Below are 19,202 nucleotides of genomic sequence, written 5' to 3'. Positions count from 1 at the left end.
GCGCACCTGGCGCTGCTGCCCGCCGCCGTGGATGAGCGGCTCGACCGTGGCGCGGCGACCGAGGACGAGCGCCCCGATGCCCACCGGACCGCCCACCTTGTGCGCCGAGACGCTCAGCGCGTCGAGCCCGGACTCCCGGAACGACACCGGGACCTGCCCGTAGGCGGCCACCGCGTCGCAGTGCACGGGTACGCCTGCGGCGTGCGCGATCTCGACGATCCGCCGCACCGGCTGGAGCGTCCCGACCTCGTTGTTGGCCCAGAGGAACGTGACCAGGGCGACGTCGTCGGCGGAGGCGAGCCGTGCCTCCAGGCCGGCCGTGTCCAAGCGCCCCTGCGCGTCGAGCGGGACCACGTCGACGACCGCGCCCTCGTGGCGCTCGAGCCACTCGACCGTGTCGACCGTGGCGTGGTGCTCGCCGGCCGCCACGACGATGCGGGGTCGCGGACGGTCCTGCTGCCGGGCCCAGTACGTGCCCTTCACCGCGAGGTTGATGCTCTCGGTCCCGCCGGAGGTGAAGACGACCTCGACCGGGTCCGCGTCGAGCGACCGCGCGACGGCGGCGCGGCCGTCCTCGAGCAGCATCTTCGCGCGCTGACCCGCGCTGTGGATCGAGGAGGGGTTGCCGACCGTCTGCAGCGCAGCGGTGAACGCGGCGAGCGCCTCGGGCGTGATCGGCGTCGTCGCGGCGTGGTCCAGGTAGACGGTCACCCTGCTCTCCCATCGACGATCGGTGCCCCCTGATCGGGCGTTTCCAGGATACCTGTGGGCCCTCGTACCCTTGTCGTCATGCACGAGACCGCGATCGACGCCCTGCCGGGGTTCGTCCTCGGCGACGGCGGGGGCCGGTTCACGGTCCGCTCGGCGTCCGCCACCGGGCTCACGCTCGTCGTCGATGGTAGGGGTGCGCACGCGCTGACCCGTGACCCGGACGGTGATCGCTGGTCGGTCGAGGTCCCCGGTGTCGTCCCCGGAGACCGGTACCACCTGCTCGCCGACGGCCCGACCGGACCGCGGCACGCGTTCGACCCGGTGCTCCCGCTCCTCGACCCCGCGGCGCGGGGCATCGTGCCGCTCGACGACGGGGCCGGGCCCGGCGCACGGTGGACCGCCGAGGTGGTCGACGAGTCGTTCGACTGGGGCGACTCGGTGGCGCCGCGCACCCCGCTCGACCGGGTGGTCGTGTACGAGGCGAACGTGCGGACCCTCACCGCGGCGAACCCGCACCTCCCCGAGGACCTTCGCGGCACGTACGCCGGCATCGCGCACGAGAGCACGATCGCGCACCTGCACCGGCTCGGGGTCACCACGCTCGAGCTGCTGCCCGTCCACGCGTTCGACACCGAGCGGTGGCTCCGCGACGCCGGCCGCGAGAACGCCTGGGGATACAACACGCTCGGGTTCTTCGCGCCGCACGCCGCGCACGCTTCCCCCGCGGCACGGGCAGCCGGCGCGTCCGCCGTGCTCCGCGAGTTCAAGGGCATGGTGCGGCTCCTGCACGAGGCCGGCATCCAGGTCGTCCTCGACGTCGTGTACAACCACACCGCGGAAGAGGGACCGGGCGGGCCGACGTCGTCGCTGCGCGGCCTGGACGGCGCGAACCACTACCGGTGGGCAGCGGACGCGGACGCCTACTACGACACGACCGGGTGCGGGAACACGCTCGACACCTCCGTCGCGTCGAGCGCCGACCTCGTCGTGGACAGCCTCCGCTACTGGGCGACGGAGGTCCGGGTCGACGGCTTCCGGTTCGACCTCATGGCCTCGCTCGCCCGTGACGCGCGACACGTGTTCGACCCGGCGCACCCGCTCCTCGAGCGCATCCGGGAGCACCCCGACCTGCAGGACGTGCTCGTCATCGCCGAGCCGTGGGACGTCGGCCCGGACGGCTGGCGCACCGGGTCGTTCGGCGGCGCGGGCGCGGGCTCGCGCACGAGCGAGTGGAACGACGGCTTCCGGAACACGGTCCGTCAGTTCTGGCTGACCGACATCGCCGAGGAACGCCGCAAGGGTGCCCCGAGCACCGGGATCGGAGCGCTCGCCGGCGCACTCACCGGGTCGCGGCACGTCTTCGGCGCCGAGCGGGGACCGCTCGCGAGCGTCAACTTCGTCACCGCGCACGACGGCTTCACGCTGCTCGACCTCGTGTCCCACGACCGCAAGCACAACGCGGCGAACGGCGAGGAGGACCGCGACGGCACGGACGACAACCGCTCGTTCAACCACGGCGTCGAGGGCGACACGGCCGACCGGGGCGTGCGGGCGGCACGTGGTCGCAGCATGCGGAACCTCCTCGGGACGCTCCTGCTCTCCGCCGGCGTGCCGATGCTCACCGCCGGCGACGAGCGGAGCCGCACCCAGCACGGCAACAACAACGCGTACGTCGTGTCGGAGGACCTCACCCCGGTCGACTGGTCGGACGACGAGGACTCCGAGTCGATGACGAACACCGTCGCCGAACTGACCCGGCTCCGGGCGGCGCACCCGGCGCTCCGGCCGACGCGGTTCGGCGTCGAGGGGCAGGAGACGCCCGGGGCCTCGCGGATGACCTGGTACGGGCCGGACGGCGGTCCGATGACCGTGGAGGGCTGGGACCAGCCGATCCACCGCGCGCTGCAGTACTTCGTCGAGTCGACCCCGGAGCACGAGCCGTCCGACCGCGTGCTCGTGGTCGTGCACGGGAGCGGCCGGACGCGCGACATCACCCTGCCCGTGCGGGAGGACGTGGTCGGCTACCGGCTCGCCTGGTCGAGCGAAAAGCACCGCGACCACGAGCGGCTCCGCCCCGCCGGGCAGGTGTTCACGGCCTACGGGCCGGGCATCCACGTGTTCGAGATCGCGTAGGGCGCGCGCGGCGCGCGCCTTCCGGAGCGACGGGACGACGGACGGGAGGCGCGGTGCGGGCCCGCCACGGGCCTCCAGGCCGGCGGATCGGCCCGTCCAGGGCGGCTCCTCCACAGGTGCGCAGGGCGCGTTCGTCGTCCACACGACACGCCTTCCGGAGAACGCCGCCACGGCTTCCGGGTAGCGTCGCCTCCGTGGCCACCGCAGACCGACCCCGGCGACCGAAGCCCGGGCGCATCCCCATCACCGAACTCGCTCCCGCGACGCCGAACGGTTACCCGAGCAAGGCGTTCGACGGCGAGGTGATCACGTTCGGTGCGACCGTCTTCCGCGAGGGGCACGGCGTCATCGGCGCCGACCTCGTCCTCGAGCGCCCCGACGGCGGCACCCGCACCGTGCCGCTCACCCTCGTCGCCGCCGGCACCGACCGCTACGAGGCGACCGTCCAGGTCGACCACGTCGGCGTGTGGTCGTGGCACGTCGAGTCGTACTCCGACGACTGGGCCACGTGGGTCCACGCCGCCCGGCTCAAGATCGCCGCGGGGGTGGACACCGAGGCCACCCTGCTCGACGGCGGGGTGCTGCTCGACCGGCTCGCCGCCGAGACCGACTCCCCCGCCGCCACGCGCGCCGCGGCCCGCATCCGCGACACGTCCCTCGACGCCGCCGAACGCCTCGCCGCGATCGACGACGCCCGCATCACGAGCGAGGTCGAGGAGGCCCCGCTCACCTCGCTCCGGACCCACTCGCCGACGCAGCTGCTCGACGTCGAGCGCACCCGCGCGGGGGTCGGAGCCTGGTACGAGTTCTTCCCCCGGAGCGAGGGCGCGAAGAAGAACGCCGACGGCTCCTGGAAGAGCGGCGACTTCCGCACCGCCGCCCGGCGACTGCCCGCGGTCGCGCGGATGGGCTTCGACGTCGTCTACCTGCCGCCGATCCACCCGATCGGCACGACCGCGCGCAAGGGTCCGAACAACACGCTGACCCCCGGCCCGGACGACCCCGGCAGCCCCTGGGCGATCGGTTCGGCGGAGGGCGGCCACGACGCGATCCACCCCGACCTCGGCACCGAGGACGACTTCCGCGAGTTCGTCGAGACCGCGAAGAACACCGGGATGGAGATCGCGCTCGACTTCGCCCTCCAGTGCTCCCCCGACCACCCCTGGGTGACCGAGCACCCGGACTGGTTCACGCAGCGCGCGGACGGGTCGATCGCGACCGCCGAGAACCCGCCGAAGCGCTACCAGGACATCTACCCGATCCAGTTCGACGCCGACCCCGAGGGCCTCGTGACCGAGGTCCTGCGGGTCCTGCGGCACTGGATGTCGTTCGGCGTCCGCATCTTCCGCGTCGACAACCCGCACACGAAGCCGCTCTGGTTCTGGGAACGCGTGATCCGCGAGATCCGCGACGAACACCCGGACACCGTCTTCCTCGCCGAGGCGTTCACGCGTCCGGCGATGATGCGGGCGCTCGCCGAGGTCGGGTTCCAGCAGTCCTACACGTACTTCACCTGGCGGAACACGCGGGAGGAGATCGAGTCCTACTTCGAGGAGCTCAGCCACGAGACGAGCGCGTACCTGCGCCCGAACCTCTTCGTGAACACGCCGGACATCCTCACCGAGTACCTGCAGTTCGGCGGCCGTGCCGGCTACAAGGTGCGAGCCGCGCTCGCCGCGACGGGTGCGCCGACGTGGGGCATGTACTCCGGGTACGAGCTCTTCGAGGACGTCGCCCGTCCGGGCTCCGAGGAGAACATCGACAACGAGAAGTACGAGTACAAGCCGCGCGACTTCGCCCTGGCCGAGGCCGAGGGGGCGAGCCTCGCGCCGTACGTGACGATGCTCAACCGCTTCCGTGCTGCGCACCCCGCGCTCCGGCAGCTCCGGAACCTGCACGTGCACCACGCCGAGGACCCGGCGATCGTCGTCTACTCCAAGCACCTGCCGGGGCGGTTCGTCCGCTCCGGGCGCGACGACACCGTGATCGTCGTCGCCAACGTCGACCCCCACTCGGCCCGTGAGACCACGGTGCACCTCGACCTGGCCGCCCTCGGGCTCGCCACGGAGGACCCGTTCGACGTCCGCGACGTCGTCACCGGGCAGCGCTGGGTGTGGGGCTCGTCGAACTACGTACGCCTGGACGCCTTCCAGGAGCCCGTGCACCTGCTCGTCGTGGAGGGACCGCACCGATGACCGACGCCGACAAGACGCCGAAAGACCCCGGGACGGCGGCGCAGCCCGCACCGCAGCAGCCCGGCCGTGGGCAGGGGCCGAGCGTCCCGGCCGTGCCGCCCCCGCCGCCGCCCGTGTTGCCACGGCGGATGCCCGAGGACACCCCGCGGCCGACGCACCCGGCGCAGCACGTCGCGGCCCCCGCGGCCGATGCTCCGGCGGCGCCCGCTGGCGCGACTGGAGCCACCGCGACGGGAGCCGCCGCGACGGGAGCCACCGCTTCCGGCGCTCCGGAGCCGCGGTACGAGCCTCGTGTGTCCGCTCCCGGTGAGGACCTGCCCGGAGCGCCCGCACCCGCGAAGGAGGCGCCCGACCGCGGTGTCCCGGAGTCCGCGACGCTCGCCGGACACGCCCCGGACCCGGCGCACCCCCGCCACCTGACGACCTCGGTCGACGACGGCGCCGACGCCCCCACGTCCGAGGGCGGGGCACCACTCGCCGACGCCGGCTCGCCAGCTGCTTCCGCCGACGGCTCGAGCCCCGTGATCACGGGGACGACCTCCGCTCCCTCGCCGGACGGTCCGCGGCCCGCTCCCGTCGAGGAGTGGCTCCGCCAGCAGGTCGCCGAGGCCCGCTGGTCGCAGCCCCACGACGTCCTCGGGCCGCACCCCGTCGACGGCGGTACGAGCATCCGCGTCGTCCGGCACCTGGCCCGGGCGGTGCGCATCGTGCGCCCCGACGGCGACGACATCGAGCTGACGCACGAGGGCGACGGCCTCTGGGCCGGCGCGACCGAGGGCACGCTCGGCCGGTACCGCGTCGAGGCCGACTACGACCCGGACCCCTCCGGCGACACCGACGACATCACCTGGACGACGGACGACGCCTACCGCTTCGCGCCGACGATCGGCGAACTCGACCTGCACCTGTTCGGTGAGGGACGCGACGAGCAGCTCTGGCACCACCTCGGCGCGCACGTGCAGACGGTCGACGGCGTCGACGGCGTCGCGTTCACCGTGTGGGCACCCCGGGCCACGGCCGTCCGGGTCATCGGCGACTTCGAGGGTTGGGAGGGCCGCACGACCGCGATGCGTCGGTTGAACGACCTCGGCGTCTGGGAACTCTTCTGGCCCGGGGCCCTCGAGGGGCAGCGGTACAAGTTCCAGATCCTCACCGACTCCGGGTGGGTGGAGCGCGCGGACCCGTTCGCGCGGCGCACCGAGGTCCCGCCGCTGACCGCCTCGGTGGTCACGGCGTCCTCGTACACGTGGTCCGACGGCGACACCGCGTGGATGGGGCAGCGAGCACAGACGACCACGCACGACCGCCCGATGAGCGTCTACGAGGTGCACCTCGGGTCGTGGCGTCCAGGGCTGTCCTACCGCGAGGTCGCGGACCAGCTCATCGGGCACGTGCAGTACCTCGGGTTCACCCACGTCGAGTTCCTGCCGCTCGCCGAGCACCCGTTCGGCGGGTCGTGGGGCTACCAGGTCACCGGGTACTACGCCCCGACCGCTCGGTTCGGCTCCCCCGACGACCTCCGGTACCTCGTCGACCGCCTCCACTCCGCCGGCATCGGCGTGATCATGGACTGGGTGCCCGGCCACTTCCCCAAGGACGAGTGGGCCCTCGCGAAGTTCGACGGCCACGCCCTGTTCGAGCACCCGGACCCCCGGCGCGGCGAGCAACTCGACTGGGGCACCTACGTGTTCGACTTCGGACAGCCGCAGGTCCGGAACTTCCTGGTCGCGAACGCGCTGTACTGGCTCGAGGAGTTCCACATCGACGGCCTGCGGGTCGACGCCGTGGCCTCGATGCTGTACCTCGACTACTCCCGCACGGACTGGCTGCCGAACATCCACGGCGGACGCGAGTACCTCGAGGCGATCTCCTTCCTGCAGGAGACCAACGCCACCGCGTACAAGCGCTACCCGGGCATCGTGATGATCGCCGAGGAGAGCACCTCGTGGCCGGGCGTCACCCAGCCGACGAGCGCCGGCGGCCTCGGCTTCGGGCAGAAGTGGAACATGGGATGGATGCACGACTCCCTCGAGTACATCGGCCGGGAGCCCGTGCACCGCAGCTACCACCACGACGAGATCACGTTCTCGCTCGTGTACGCGTTCAGTGAGCAGTTCACCCTGCCCATCAGCCACGACGAGGTCGTGCACGGCAAGGGGTCCCTCTTCGGGAAGATGCCCGGCGACGAGTGGCAGAAGCTCGCGAACGTGCGGGCGTACCTCGCGTTCATGTGGGCCCACCCGGGCAAGCAGCTGCTGTTCATGGGCCAGGAGTTCGCCCAGGCGCAGGAGTGGTCGGAGGCCCGCGGACTCGACTGGTGGCACCTCGACGACCCCGGTCACCGTGGTGTACAGGACCTCGTCGCCGCGCTCAACCGCGTCTACCAGGACACCCCGGCGCTGTGGGCCCACGACTCGACACCGGACGGCTTCGAGTGGATCGAGGGTGGTGACGCTCCGCACTCGACGCTCGGGTTCCTGCGGAAGGACGGGGACGACCGCCTCGCTGTGTTCGTCAACTTCTCCGGCGTGCCGGTCGAACGACGCTTCGGCCTGCCCGCTGCCGGGCAGTGGCAGGAGGTCCTGAACACCGACGGTACCGAGTACGGCGGGTCCGGCGTGGGCAACCTCGGCGCCGTCACCGCGGATGAGACCCCGTGGGCCGGGCGTCCGGCGTCGGCGCACCTCGTGGTGCCGCCGCTCGGGGCCGTCTGGCTGAAGCTCGCCCGCTGACACGACCGACGGACGGGAGACGCGGTGCCAGCTGGCACCGCGCCTCCCGTCCGTCGTGTGGGGGCGTGGTCGCGCGTTCTCACGTGGGGCCGCACGCGTCGAACCGCGGAAGCGACATCGAACCAGCGCAGGACGCTGGTTCGATGTCGCTCCTGCGGTGTGACGGCGCGATCGCGTGCGGACGCGAGCGCATCAGCGCGCGACAGCGCATCAGCGCGTGTCAGTAGAGCGCGCTGGCGAGCCGCCGCCGGGCCGCGACGACCCGGGGGTCGTCCGTCCCGATGAGCTCGAAGTACTCCACCAGTCGGACGCGCACGGCCTCACGGTCGGCTCCGAACACCGTCGGCACGAGGTCGAGCAGCCGTCCGAACGCATCCTCGACGTGTCCCCCGCTGATGTCGAGGTCGGCGACGGCGAGCTGCGCCTCGGGATCCGTCGGCGCGGCGGCAGCGGCGCTCCGGATGTCGTCCGCGGTGCGACCGTTCAGCCGGTCGAGGAGCGACACCTGCGCGAGCCCCGCGACGGCCATCTGGTCGTGCGGGTCCTGCGCGATCGCGGTCTTGTACTCCTGGATCGCCGTGGCGTAGTCGCCCTGCTCGATCGCGTCGTACGCGGCCTGGTGGTGCGGAGGCAGGGGCTCCGGCTCGGGCTCGCCCTGTTCGGCGGCATCGACCGGGGCAGCGCCGTCCACGGCGACCCGACCGGAGACACCGTTCTGCTCGGCGGCGGCCAGGACCTGCTCGTACACGTCGCGCACCTGGGCTTCCGGGAGCGCGCCGACGAAGAGTCCGAGGGGGCGGCCGCCGATGAGGGCGGCGACGGTCGGGATCGACTGCGCCTGGAACGCCTGGACGAGCTGGGGGTTCGTGTCCGCGTCGACCTTGGCGAGCAGGACCCGGCCGTCGTACTCGGCGGTGAGCTGCTCGAGGATCGGCGAGAGCTGCTTGCACGGTCCGCACCACTCGGCCCAGATGTCGACGATGACCGGGACGACGGTCGAGAGCTGCAGGACGTCCTGGAACGTCTGGTCGGTGACGTCGAGGACGAGGGACGGGACGGTCAGGTCCGCGCCGCCCTCGGCCGCTGCGGGACCGCTCGCGCCCGGGCCGGCCGGACCGGAGCCGGCCGACACTCCCGATCCCGGCGCTCCCGATCCGGGTGCACCGGACCCCGTGGCACCGGGGGCCGGAGCCGGGCGCTGTGCCCGGTCGACGAGGGACGACAGGTCGACCGCGCCGCGGAGTCCGGACGGGGTCGGGGGGATGTTGCTCATTTGACCTCACTCGCGGCGGTCAGGCCCTGCGTGAAGCCGAGCAGGACCGCCTTCTCATCGGAGCCGACGGGCGGCACGTAGAACAGGACCTGCACGCCGTACGTGGCGCTGATGCCCTTCTTGCTGGAGTCGACCCCCGAGAGCGCCTTCACGGCGCCCTCGGTGTTCACCTCGGCGCCGGACGCCGTCGGCGTGACCTTCTCGACCTCGTCGAGGTCCGCGGACACCAGCGCACCGGCCTTGTCCGTGGCGAACGCCACCGCGCTGTCGTCGGGGATCTCCGACGAGTACTCGATCTTCGCGGTGTCCGGCAGAGCCTTGGCCTTCTTGTCCTTGTACGCCTTGCCGATCGTGGACCGCAGCGCGTCGCTGTCGACGTCGAACAGGTCGGCGTACTCGCTCGCCGTGTCCTTCGCGAGGATGTCGGCGTAGGCGGTCGCGACCTGGTCGGGCTCGATCGTCAGGAGCTTCGTGTTCGGCGCCAGCAGCGAGGCACCCACCGAGGTCGGCGCGAGCGTCGGGATCTGCGCGTCGGCCTCGAGGGAGACGTCGTACGCGACCTTGTACGGGTCACGGGCGGTCTCCTGCGTGAGGGTGAGCGCCTGGGGAGCCGCGGTCTTCGCCGAGCAGTCCGCTGCGGTGATCACGAAGACGGTCCGCGGCCAGGTGTCGGTCTGCTGCGGGAGCGCCACGCACACCTCGTCCGCGGAGATCGTCGGCGGGGCGTCGACGTCGGAGTCCTTCGCGCGGATCGTGTAGTTGGCCTCGCGGAGCTGCAGCGCCGCGCCCGTGAAGCGCTCGGCGGCGATCTTCGCGTCGCGTGCGGTGTCGGCCTTCTGCGCGGTGGTCGCCACACGCTCGACGATCCGCTTGATCTGCTGCTTGGTCGCGGCGACCGGCTCGGTCTGGTCCGCGGTGCCGGTCGCGGTCGGCGTCGGCATCGGGGTCGTGCCACCGCCCTGGGGCCAGTACTCGGCGGAGCAGCCGGCGAGGGTCAGGGCGCCGACGAGCACCACCGGCACCGCGACGAACGCCCGACGGCCACGACGGCCACGGCTCGGGACCTGAGCCCCCGCAGCGGCTGCGCGGCGCGATGCGCGCACGCGCGGCGGACGCGTCCCGCCGCTCCGACGACGCGGACCACGGCCACGGCGCTGGTGCACGATCGCCCACACGAGCAGCGCGATCCCGCCGAGCAGGAAGACCCCTCCGGCGACGAGCAGCGGACCGACCGAGGGCGTCGCGGTGTCCCGCGGCCAGGTCACGGAGACGTTGCTCGGTGCGGCGTCCTGACCGTCGCCGACGATGACGACGGAGACGTCCTCGGGCAGACGGACCGTGAACTGTCCGGCACCGTCGTACTCCTGGTACCAGAGGTCGCTCCCGGCAGGGTCCGGCACGCTCGTCCCGGAGCCGGTCGTCCGACCCTTCAGGGTGCCGTCCTCGGCGTCGAAGCGCAGCGTCGTGTGCTCCGCATCACCGACCCAGGCGAGCACGTCGGAGGTCTTGCCGTAGGCGGCGAAGACGTCACCGGAGCCCTTGACGTTGATCTCCTGGTAGCCGGGGTTCGCGTTGAGGGTCGTGCCCGGGATGACGGTCACCGGGGCGGACGACTTCGCCGTGGAGGCGGCGACGAGCGAGGACGGGGGCGCGAAGACGGTGCGCTGACCGACCGCGAGGCCGACCAGCAGCAGGCCGACCACGAAACTGACGATCGCCAGGACGAACCGCACGGATCTCTCTCCCTACCGCGCCGGGGTGGGGAATCGGCGCCGGATCAGCGGTCCACGATACCGAGCATCCCTGTGGAGTGCATCCCCGCGGGGTCCCCGGCGACTCAGACTCCCAGGTCAGGGCCACGCTACGATCGAGCCGCGGGCCGCACGGGTCCGTCGGCGAGCACCAGGAGCGACACGTGGCGAACGACGAGGCAGAGTTCGGATCGGAACTGCGGGGGTACCGCCGCGACGACGTGGACCGGGCCCTCGGAGACCTCCGACGCGAACTCATCAAGTCGAACAAGGACCGCGCGGACGCCGCGAAGGAGATCCGGCTGCTGCAGTCGCGCGTCTCGGACCTCCAGGGTGAACTCGACGAAGCCGGCACCCCCACGTACAGCGGCCTGGGCACCCGCCTCGAGTCCACCCTCCGCGTCGCCGAGGAGCAGTCGACCCGGCTCATCAGCCAGGCGGACATCGACGCCCAGCGCCTGCGAGCGTCGAGCCGAGCGGAGGCCGACCGACTCCTGCGCGAGGCCCGGGACGAAGCCCGCGACACCCTCGACGACGCCCGGACCCGCGCGACGAACGAACTCGCCCGTGCCCGTGCCGAAGCCGCCGACACCGTCGAACGTGCCCGCGCCGAGGCCGGCCTCCTCCTGCAGGACGCCCGCAACGAGGGCGCCGCCGTCCGGGGCGCCGCGGTGACCGAGGCCGCCGAGGTCCGGTCGGTCGCCATCCGGGAGACGAACGCGCTGCGCGCCCGGGTCGAGCACGAGGTCGCCGAGCTCCGGGAGACCGCGCAGCGCGAGTCCGCGGACGCCCGGGCCGCGGCCGCCGACCTCGCCCGCGAGACCGAGCACCGCCGTGCCGAGTTCGAGGCGGACCACAGCCGCCGGACCGCAGACCTCGACCGGACCGAGACCGAGCGCCGGGCCGCGCTCGAACGCGAGCTCACCGAGGGTCGTGCCGCGTGGCACCACGAGCGCGACGAACAGCAGCGCGCCCACGCACTCGAGATCGAGACCGGGCGCGCCGACCTCGCCGCCGAGGTCGACCGACGTCGTGCCGAGCTCGACGCCGAGCTGAGCGACCGTCGTCGTGAGACCGCCGAGGAGCTCGCCGCAGCGCGCGCCGAGTGGGACCGCGAGCTCGCCTCTGCCCGGGCCGCGCTCGCGCAGGAGGTCGAGGCGGCGCGTGCGCAGCTCCGGGTCGACGAGGAACAGACCCGCGCCGAGAACGAGCGCCTCGTCCAGGAGACCGCCGACCGCATCGCCCGCGAACTCGACGAGCACCGGACGCGCATCGACCGCGAGCGTGCCGAGGCAGACGCCACGCACGAGCGCGCGGTCCGCGACCACGAGGCGGAGCTCGCCGCCCGCCGTGACCGGGAGCACGGGGAACTCGACACCGAGATCGCCGACCGCCGCGCAGCCGACATCGGCGCCCTCGAGGCCGAGCGCACCGCCCTCCGCCAGGAGATCGACACCGCCCGCGCCGCGCTCGCCCGGGAGCGTGACGAGGTCGCGGCCGACATCGCCCGCATGCGCGACGACGCCCGTACCGCGTTGGAGTCCGAGCTCGCCGCCCGACGGGACGACGCCGAGCAGGAGTACCTGCAGAAGCACCACGAGACCGTCACCGAGACGCAGAAGTACCTCGACGAGGCGAACCTGCAGCTCGCCGAGGCCACCCGCCGGGCGAGCGAGGCCCGGGAGCGCGCCGAGCGGCTCCAGCAGGAGGCCGACGACCTCGAGCGGACCAGCACGGCCGAGGCGCAGGAGCACGCGCGCACGATCGTCGCCGACGCACAGGAGCGGGTGCACCGCATGGTCGAGGACGCCGAGAACCGCACCGCTGGCATCGTCGCCGACGCCGAGGACCGGCTCGCCGCGATCCGCACCGAGCGCGACGCCGTCGCCGGGTACCTGGAGAACCTCCGCGGCGTGCTGACGCACGCGACGGGTCTGCTCGGCGACCCGGGAGCGGCCGCCGGCAGCTCCGACGCCCGGACAGACGACGACACGGGCGACGACGACACGGCCGACGACGGCACGGCTGACGACGTCGATGCGGCGCAGGACACCGCCTCGCGCTGACCACCTGACGGACTGGAGGCCCGTGGCGACGCCGCCACGGGCCTCCAGTCCGTCTGCGCGGTCCGTCCGCGTCCGCAGGCGGCCGTGCCGAGTACACGTGCGTCAGCAGGCGCCCCTGGCGATCAGGCGCGCTGCCGCGTGCGGGACGTACTGATCCGGCGCACGTCGCGCGCCACCTGCAGACGCGCGCGGCTCAGACGGGCCAGTGCGTCGGCAGCGGCGCGCTCCCCGGGACGACGAGGTCCGCGATCCGGTCCAGCACGATGCGCACGTACCGCTCCCCCACCCAGAGGTGCTTCGCACCCTCGACGGGTTGCACCCGGATGCCGGGGGCGGCCGCGAAGCGTTCGCGGGCGGCGTCCGGGCGCAGGAAGTCGTCGTGCTCGGGGACCAGTGCGACGACCGGGACGTCGACGTCGGCCCACGCGGCGAGTTCTTCGTCGGTGGTCCGGTGCAGCGGCGGCGACAGCAGCACCACGCCCGCGACCCGACCCGTCCGCACGTGTTCGAGGGCGTGCTTGAGGATCACCTCGGTGCCGAACGACCACCCGACGAGCCACGGTGTCGGGAGCCCCCGCTCGACGACGTCGGTGACCGCGGCGCGCAGGTCGAAGCCCTCCGAGACGCCGTCACCGAAGACACCCTCGGACGTGCCGCGCGGCGAGGACACCGAGCGGAAGTTGAAGCGCTGCACCGCGATGTCGGCCAGTGCGGGCAACCGGGCGGCGGCCTTCTTGAGGACGTGCGAGTCCATGAAGCCCTGGGCGGTCGGCAGCGGGTGGAGGGTGACGATCGTGCCCCGTGCGGGGCGGTCCAGCGGCTCGGCGAGTTCCCCGACGAGGGTGAGGTGGTCGTCGGTGACCAGCTCGATGTCCGTCCGCCGTGCGGGCAGTTCGGTGCCGGAGCGGATCTCCACGGGCTCGGTGCCGGACGGTTCGTCGTGCTCGGTCATGCGATGCTCCAGCAGTGGTTGTGCCAGTGGCGGCGAGACGCCAGGTCGGCCTCGTCGCCGAGGACACCGTCCGCCCGCCACACGACGACGTGCGCCGTGCCGGGCAGGACCGTGCCGCCGCAGCCCGGGCAGACGTACTCCTTCTGCGCCGACGCAGCCGACACCGGCTGGACCGTGTACTCACGGCCGCGACGGAACTCGGTCCGCTTCCAGCCGCTCATGAGGCGGTCGAGGCCGGACTCCTCGTCTGGTTCGGGCGCGCGACCGTGCGGTCGCCGCGGCCGGTTGCTCCGCGGCACCCCGGCTGCCGATCAGTACCAGTTGTTGGCGACGCTGTGGCCCCAGGCACCGCACGGGGTGCCGTAGACGCCCGCGATGTAGTTCAGCCCCCAGGTGATCTGGGTCGCCGGGTTCGTCTGCCAGTCGGCACCGGCGGTCGCCATCTTGCTGCCGGGGAGTGCCTGCGGGATGCCGTACGCACCGCTCGGGTTGTAGGCGTTGACGCGCCAGCCCGACTCCTTGTTCCAGAGCGACACGAGGCAGCTGTACTGGTCGGAGCCCCAGCCACGGGCGGTCACCATCTGCTGTGCGATCGCCTGCGCGCTGCCCGGGTCGGGCGTCGCGGCCGGTGCGGCGAGCGTGTTCGTGGCGGAGACCGGCGTCGAGGACGCGGCGTCCAAGCTCGTGTCGGTGGTGGCGGCGTCCGTCGCGTCGGCCGTCGGCGCCTTGGTGACCTTGGGCTTCGGGACGCTGACGTCGTAGCCGTCGCGGTCGGCGTCGAAGGCGGCGTACGTGCCGTGCGGCGAGTACTGCTGCGGAGCCGCGGCCGGGGCCTTCGCGAGGACCGCGGTCTGCACGGCGGCCTGCGCGACGTCCGGCTGCATGGGGTTGAAGAGCGAGCCGCCCACGAACCCGAAGACCGCGAAGAACGAGAGCGCGGGGATCGTCGCGCGCTTGCGCATGAACGAGTTCACGCCGCGCATCGGCTTCTCGTGCACCGGCTTCGGCTGGAGTGCCGACGACGTCACACGCGCGCGACGCTGCTTGACGATGCGGGGGTCGGCGGGGGTGCTCGGGACCGCGTGTGCCACCGCGGCGTCGGAGACGCGGTTCGCCGCGACCGACTTCGGAGCGACGAGTACCGGACCGGTGACCTCTGGCACCGTCTGGGGAGCGGCCGTCCCGGGGGACGGGTCCGCGGAGAGGACCGAGGAGCCCGCGATGCGGGTTCGGTTCAGTGCCGCGCGGCGCTCACCCGAGACCGTGCGGTCGAGGTGCTCGCGGGGATCGCGGTCGGAGCTGGAGTCTGCCGTGTGCCTGCCCATGAGTCCGACCAGGATAACGGAAGCATCACGGAAAGCGAAGCACCGCTGACCCTCGTGTCGTCACCGGACGGCGAGCATGACCTCGACGACGGCGTCGAGGACGGCATCGACCTGGGCTTCACGGTAGCCGCCGTGCTTCGCACGGAACACGACCGACCGGACCTCCGTGAGGCTGAGCGGCTTGCCGTCGCGGAAGTACCCGGCCAGCCGCTCGGCGAAGGCGTCGACGTCCTTCGGGTGGTAGCCGGTGCCGAGGAAGCTGACGCGCGCGAACCGCTGGCCGTCCGGGCGCTCGAGCCGGGCGACCACGTCGGAGGCCTTCGTCCGCGCCTCGGCGTACCAGGCCTTCTTCCCACCGTCGGCGATCTCGCGCTCCCGCTCACGGGCGGCGAAGGCGTCCTCGAGGCGTTCGAGCGCGGCGTCGACGTGCGCCGTCGAGTAACCACCCTTCCGCATGGAGAAGGCGGTCGCGCGGATCTTCGCCGCCTCGAGTCCGGGTTCCGTGTCGTTCGCCGTGTAGGCGCGACGCGCGTCCTCGAGGAATCGCTCGACCTCGTCGACGTCGTACCCGAGGGTCTTGCGTTCTGCGTTCGGGAAGGTGGTGGCCACGGCGACATTCTGCCAGCACCGTTCCCTGGTGCGACCTGGACGCGCGGGTGCCGGGACTCAGGGAGCCGGCACCGCCGCGTCGGCCTCAGTGGTTCACGATGAGGAACAGGACGTAGGCGACGGCGGCCGACGGCAGGATGCTGTCGATGCGGTCGAGCAGGCCGCCGTGACCCGGCAGGAACGACGAGATGTCCTTGATGCCCAGATCGCGCTTGATCATCGACTCGGTCAGGTCGCCCAGGGTCGCCGATCCGGAGATGAGGACGCCGAGGACGATGCCGGTCCACCACGGCAACCCGAGGAGCAGCCAGCTCACGACGATGCCGACGATGATGCTCGCGGCCACCGAACCCGCGAACCCCTCCCACGTCTTCTTCGGGCTGATCCGTGGCGCCATCGGGTGCTTGCCGAGGTTCAGCCCCGTGGCGTAGGCCCCGGTGTCCACCGCGACGACCACGAGGATGAACGCGATCACCCACAGCTGACCGCGGTCTTCGCGGGAGAGCAGGACGACGCACGCGCCGAGGAGGGAGATGTACGCCTGCACGAACAACCCGTTCGTGAGGTCGCGCGCCACGTTGCCCGCCGGGGGCTTCGTGCGCGCGAACGCCACCTCCACCAGCCGCCAAGCACTGATGAGCACGATGCCGCCGAGCAACGTGAACAGCGCCGGGACCTGACCGCCGATGAAGGCGGCCGGGACGATCGCGATCGCGACGGCGACGCTCGGGATCCGCGGGACGTCACGACCCGCGAAGCGCATGGCGCTCGCGAGTTCGTACACGCCCACACCGAGCAGGAACGCGGCGACCACCATGAAGGCGGGCTTCCAGATGAGGAGCGCCGCGAGCATGACGACCGCGAACGCGAGCGCGATGCCGATCGCCGCCGGCAGGTTGCGCCCGGTCCGGGCCGTCAGTGCTTCGTTGCGTGCGTCGAAGTCGGCACGTCGCCGCTGGATGGAGGCCTCGAAGTCGGACCGCGCCGCCCGGGCTCGGGCGTCGAAGTCCTGTCGGAGCCCCCGCTTGGCGGGTTCCTGGGTCGTGGGACGGTCACCGCCCTGGTCGTGACGACGCATCAGACCTCGAGGAGTTCGGCTTCCTTCTTCTTGAGCGCTTCGTCGATCTGGTCGACGTGCTTCTTCGTGATGACGTCGAGTTCCTTGTCACCGCGGGCGATCTCGTCGTCCGAGATCTCTCCCTTGAGCGAGTCGAGGTCGTCCTTCGCCTTGCGACGGATGTTGCGGACGACGACCTTGTGGTCCTCGCCCTTGCCGCGGACGAGCTTCACGAACTCCTTGCGGCGGTCCTGCGTGAGCTCCGGGATCGTCACGCGGACGACCTCGCCGTCGTTCGACGGGCTGGCCCCGAGGTTCGGGAACGTCGCGATCGCGCGCTCGATCTCCTTGAGGGCGGACTTGTCGTAGGGCGTCACGACGAGCGTGCGTGCCTCCGGCGTCTGCAGTCCGGCGAGCTGCGCGAGCGGCGTCGGCGTGCCGTAGTAGTCGACCGGGATCTTCTGGAAGAGCGCGGCGTTGATGCGTCCGGTACGGACGGTCGCGAAGTCGTCCTTGGCGACGTCGACGGCCTTCGCCATCTTCTCGGTGGCTTCGGTCAGGACATCACTGATCACGGTGGTTCTCCTTCGGTACTGCGTCGAGTCTAGTCAGCGGTCGGGGTCAGGTGCTGACCACCGAGCCGGGTGGGTCGGTCACCGACCACCAGGCCGGTCGGGATCAGTTGCTGACGACCGTCCCGATCCGCTCGCCACGGATGGCCGCCGCGACGTTGCCCTCGCCCTCCATGCCGAAGACGTGCATCGGCATGCCGTTGTCCATGCAGAGCGAGAACGCCGTGGCGTCGACGACCTTGAGGCCCTTGAGCAGCGCGTCCTGGTACGTCACGTGGTGCAGCTTCTCGGCGGAGGCGTCCTTCTTCGGGTCAGCCGTGTACACGCCGTCGACGCCGTTCTTGGCCACGAGGACCTCGTGCGCGTCGATCTCGAGCGCACGCTGTGCAGCGACCGTGTCGGTGGAGAAGTAGGGCAGCCCGGCACCGGCGCCGAAGATGACGATCCGGCCCTTCTCGAGGTGCCGCTCGGCGCGCCGCGGGATGTACGGCTCGGCGACCTGGGTCATGCTGATGGCGGACTGCACGCGCGTGGCGGCGCCGGCCTGCTCGAGGAAGTCCTGCAGCGCCAGGGCGTTCATGACCGTGCCGAGCATGCCCATGTAGTCCGCACGGCCGCGGTCCATGCCACGCTGCGACAGCTCGGCACCGCGGAAGAAGTTCCCGCCGCCGACGACGATCGCGACCTCGACGTCTTGCGCCGCGGCGGCGATCTCCTTGGCGATGGTGCTGATGACGTCGGGGTTCACGCCGAGGGACCCGGCACCGAACGCCTCCCCCGACAGCTTCAGCAGGACGCGGCGTCGCCCGGTCTTCTCGTTCGTCATGTGGTCGGACCCTTCGTCGAATGTCTCGTGGGAATCTACTCGCGCACCCGACGGCGCGCGAAAAACGGGGCCCGGAACCAGATGCTGGTTCCGAGCCCCGTCACGGGTTCGTTACGCGCCGACCTTGACGCGGGCGAAGCCCTGGATCGTGATGCCGGCGTTCTCGGCGGCCTTCGCGACGGAGATCTTGTTGTCCTTCGCGTAGTCCTGCTCGAGGAGCGCCACCTGCTTGCGGTACGCGTTCAGGCGACCCTCGACGATCTTCGGGAGGGCGGCCTCCGGCTTGCCCTCCTCACGCGTGATCGCCTCGACGGTCGCGCGCTCCTTCTCGATGTCCTCGGCCGGGATCTCGTCGCGGGTGAGGTACGTCGGGTTCGCGAAGGCGATGTGCTGCGCGATCGAACGGGCCTCGGCGGCGTTGTCACCCTCGTAGGCGACGACGACGGCGATCTGCGGCGGGAGGTCCTGCGACGTCTTGTGCAGGTAGATCTCGAAGGCCGAGCCCTCGACACGGCGGACCGTGCGGATCTCGATCTTCTCGCCGAGCTGCGCGGCGGCCTCGTTCACGACGTCGAGGACGGTCTTGCCGTCGGCCTCGGCGGCGTTCGCGGACGCGACGTCGGTCGCACCGGCGGCGGCGACGGCCGCGAGGACCTTGTCGCCGAGCGCGACGAAGCGCTCGTTCTTCGCGACGAAGTCGGTCTCGCTGGCGAGCTCGACGACGGTCGCGGCACCGTTCTCGGCCGAGGCCACGACGATGCCCTCGGAGGTGGCGCGGTCGTCGCGCTTGGCGACGGCCTTCGCACCCTTGATGCGGAGGAGCTCGACGGCCTTGTCGTAGTCGCCGTCGGCCTCGACCAGGGCGTTCTTGGCGTCCATCATGCCGGCGCCGAGGTCGTCACGGAGCTTCTTCACGTCAGCAGCGGTGAAGTTTGCCATTGACTGGAGTCCTTTCTGGACTTGCGTGTGTGGGACGTGGAGCGGGGCGTCGGACCATGAC

General features: G+C 72.0%; 15 protein-coding genes. 4 read left to right on the top strand and 11 right to left on the bottom strand.

Features of this window, described 5'->3' with window-relative positions:
- The coding region (locus tag ACSW7Y_RS08445; protein ID WP_438125854.1) for a cysteine desulfurase family protein at window positions 1-711 on the bottom strand (711 nt) is incomplete at its 3' end.
- Window positions 712-789: 78 nt separating this feature from the next.
- Here ACSW7Y_RS08445 and ACSW7Y_RS08440 point away from each other — a divergent pair.
- The 3 genes from ACSW7Y_RS08440 (at window position 790) to glgB (ending at window position 7,771) form a co-directional block, all read left to right on the top strand.
- A complete protein-coding gene (locus tag ACSW7Y_RS08440; protein WP_438125853.1) occupies window positions 790-2,844 on the top strand; it encodes a glycogen debranching protein in 2,055 nt (684 codons plus the stop codon).
- Window positions 2,845-3,038: 194 nt separating this feature from the next.
- Window positions 3,039-5,039: a maltotransferase domain-containing protein gene (locus tag ACSW7Y_RS08435; protein ID WP_438125852.1), complete on the top strand. Its 2,001-nt coding sequence runs from the start codon at window positions 3,039-3,041 to the stop codon at window positions 5,037-5,039.
- The gene (glgB, locus tag ACSW7Y_RS08430; protein ID WP_438125851.1) at window positions 5,036-7,771 is read left to right on the top strand and encodes a 1,4-alpha-glucan branching protein GlgB; all 2,736 of its coding nucleotides are present in this window, start codon (window positions 5,036-5,038) and stop codon (window positions 7,769-7,771) included. The genes ACSW7Y_RS08435 and glgB overlap by 4 nt, the downstream gene beginning before the upstream one ends.
- Window positions 7,772-7,991: 220 nt before the next feature.
- On the opposite strand, the gene ACSW7Y_RS08425 is transcribed toward glgB, so the two are convergent.
- Together ACSW7Y_RS08425 and ACSW7Y_RS08420 are read right to left on the bottom strand one after the other, a co-directional pair.
- Window positions 7,992-9,044 carry a tetratricopeptide repeat protein gene (locus ACSW7Y_RS08425; protein WP_438125850.1) on the bottom strand — a complete coding sequence of 351 codons (1,053 nt, stop codon included), beginning with the start codon at window positions 9,042-9,044 and terminating at the stop codon, window positions 7,992-7,994.
- The gene (locus ACSW7Y_RS08420) at window positions 9,041-10,777 is read right to left on the bottom strand and encodes a hypothetical protein (RefSeq protein ID WP_438125849.1); all 1,737 of its coding nucleotides are present in this window, start codon (window positions 10,775-10,777) and stop codon (window positions 9,041-9,043) included. Before ACSW7Y_RS08420 ends, ACSW7Y_RS08425 begins: the two co-directional genes overlap by 4 nt.
- A 182-nt stretch (window positions 10,778-10,959) precedes the next feature.
- On the opposite strand from ACSW7Y_RS08420, the gene ACSW7Y_RS08415 reads away from it, so the two are divergent.
- Window positions 10,960-12,861, top strand: a complete 1,902-nt coding sequence (locus ACSW7Y_RS08415) for a hypothetical protein (protein WP_438125848.1) — start codon at window positions 10,960-10,962, stop codon at window positions 12,859-12,861.
- Window positions 12,862-13,054: 193 nt separating this feature from the next.
- On the opposite strand, the gene ACSW7Y_RS08410 is transcribed toward ACSW7Y_RS08415, so the two are convergent.
- From ACSW7Y_RS08410 to tsf, 8 genes are all read right to left on the bottom strand, one after another.
- On the bottom strand, window positions 13,055-13,813 hold the full coding sequence (locus ACSW7Y_RS08410; RefSeq protein ID WP_438125847.1) for an alpha/beta hydrolase: 759 nt from the start codon (window positions 13,811-13,813) through the stop codon (window positions 13,055-13,057).
- Window positions 13,810-14,112 (bottom strand): hypothetical protein, encoded by a 303-nt coding sequence (locus tag ACSW7Y_RS08405; protein ID WP_438125846.1) that lies wholly within the window; start codon window positions 14,110-14,112, stop codon window positions 13,810-13,812. The genes ACSW7Y_RS08410 and ACSW7Y_RS08405 overlap by 4 nt, the downstream gene beginning before the upstream one ends.
- Before the next feature lie 12 nt (window positions 14,113-14,124).
- Window positions 14,125-15,138 carry a transglycosylase SLT domain-containing protein gene (locus ACSW7Y_RS08400; protein ID WP_438125845.1) on the bottom strand — a complete coding sequence of 338 codons (1,014 nt, stop codon included), beginning with the start codon at window positions 15,136-15,138 and terminating at the stop codon, window positions 14,125-14,127.
- Window positions 15,139-15,198: 60 nt separating this feature from the next.
- Window positions 15,199-15,747, bottom strand: coding sequence for a DivIVA domain-containing protein (locus ACSW7Y_RS08395; RefSeq protein WP_438125844.1), 549 nt, complete (start codon window positions 15,745-15,747; stop codon window positions 15,199-15,201).
- 85 nt (window positions 15,748-15,832) lie between these two features.
- A complete protein-coding gene (locus ACSW7Y_RS08390; protein ID WP_438125843.1) occupies window positions 15,833-16,825 on the bottom strand; it encodes a phosphatidate cytidylyltransferase in 993 nt (330 codons plus the stop codon).
- Window positions 16,825-17,379: a ribosome recycling factor gene (frr, locus tag ACSW7Y_RS08385; RefSeq protein WP_438125842.1), complete on the bottom strand. Its 555-nt coding sequence runs from the start codon at window positions 17,377-17,379 to the stop codon at window positions 16,825-16,827. Before frr ends, ACSW7Y_RS08390 begins: the two co-directional genes overlap by 1 nt.
- A gap of 103 nt (window positions 17,380-17,482) precedes the next feature.
- Window positions 17,483-18,202: a UMP kinase gene (gene pyrH, locus ACSW7Y_RS08380; RefSeq protein ID WP_242088230.1), complete on the bottom strand. Its 720-nt coding sequence runs from the start codon at window positions 18,200-18,202 to the stop codon at window positions 17,483-17,485.
- A gap of 111 nt (window positions 18,203-18,313) precedes the next feature.
- Window positions 18,314-19,141: a translation elongation factor Ts gene (gene tsf, locus ACSW7Y_RS08375; protein WP_412881034.1), complete on the bottom strand. Its 828-nt coding sequence runs from the start codon at window positions 19,139-19,141 to the stop codon at window positions 18,314-18,316.
- Window positions 19,142-19,202: the final 61 nt, after the last annotated feature.

The sequence above is a fragment of the Curtobacterium flaccumfaciens genome, from assembly GCF_051548005.1.
In the GTDB taxonomy this organism is placed as follows: domain Bacteria; phylum Actinomycetota; class Actinomycetes; order Actinomycetales; family Microbacteriaceae; genus Curtobacterium.
Note: the sequence above shows the minus strand (reverse complement) of the source record. Positions and strands in the feature narration are given on the sequence as shown.